Origin of the sequence: Vibrio sp. 10N.222.46.A1 (genome assembly GCF_041473595.1) — a bacterium.
In the GTDB taxonomy this organism is placed as follows: Bacteria; Pseudomonadota; Gammaproteobacteria; order Enterobacterales; family Vibrionaceae; genus Vibrio; species Vibrio tasmaniensis_A.
Window position 1 is genome coordinate 1 of sequence record NZ_JBFRSN010001725.1, and the last position, 580, is coordinate 580.

The following is a 580-nucleotide window of genomic DNA, read 5'->3' on the forward strand; positions in this document are numbered from 1 at the left end:
ATATAAAAGATATGAAGGAGACCTCGACGGGGTTTATTTAATTATTAATAAAGCTATTCATGATTTTTTCGGTTCAAGCCATTTTCCTGCAACCAAACATAAATCAAAAGAAATTCATGACTTTCACCAAAAACAAAGACAAAAAGCGTCCAAATTATCTGACGAAGCATTTTGTAGCTTAGAAAGAACAATTAACTGGTTATCAAATACAACAACGACAAAACAAGATGAACTTGATATGTCAGTAGCAAATGAAAAATTAATAGAGTTAAAAAAGTTAATTAGTTCGCATCTAGAACGAGTCGATCTTCATGATCGTTCTCCCTCTAAAGCTGAAAGCTTTGTACTTGGTACCTGTAATAATCTTATATGGTTTGCGAACATAAAAGCAACTAGAACTATTGACTCATCAGGGGGGAAAACACCGTTTTTGAGGTTTTTAGAGGTGTTTTTCCCATTTGAAGCGGAACCAATTTTATCTAGTTTATATGAAAAGCAAAAAAGACTACCTATAGAAAAAAGAATTGGTGGAACTTTTATTCCTGTTCGTAGGGGGTAAATTAGATTTACTAGGTATATG

Annotated in this window: 1 protein-coding gene; it reads left to right on the top strand. The window is 32.8% G+C overall.

What is annotated here, in order from left to right; all coding sequences use genetic code 11:
• A partial coding sequence (locus tag AB4496_RS29030) for a hypothetical protein (RefSeq protein ID WP_372133582.1) occupies window positions 1-559 on the top strand: 559 nt, incomplete at its 5' end.
• Between the last annotated feature and the right edge of the window lie 21 nt (window positions 560-580).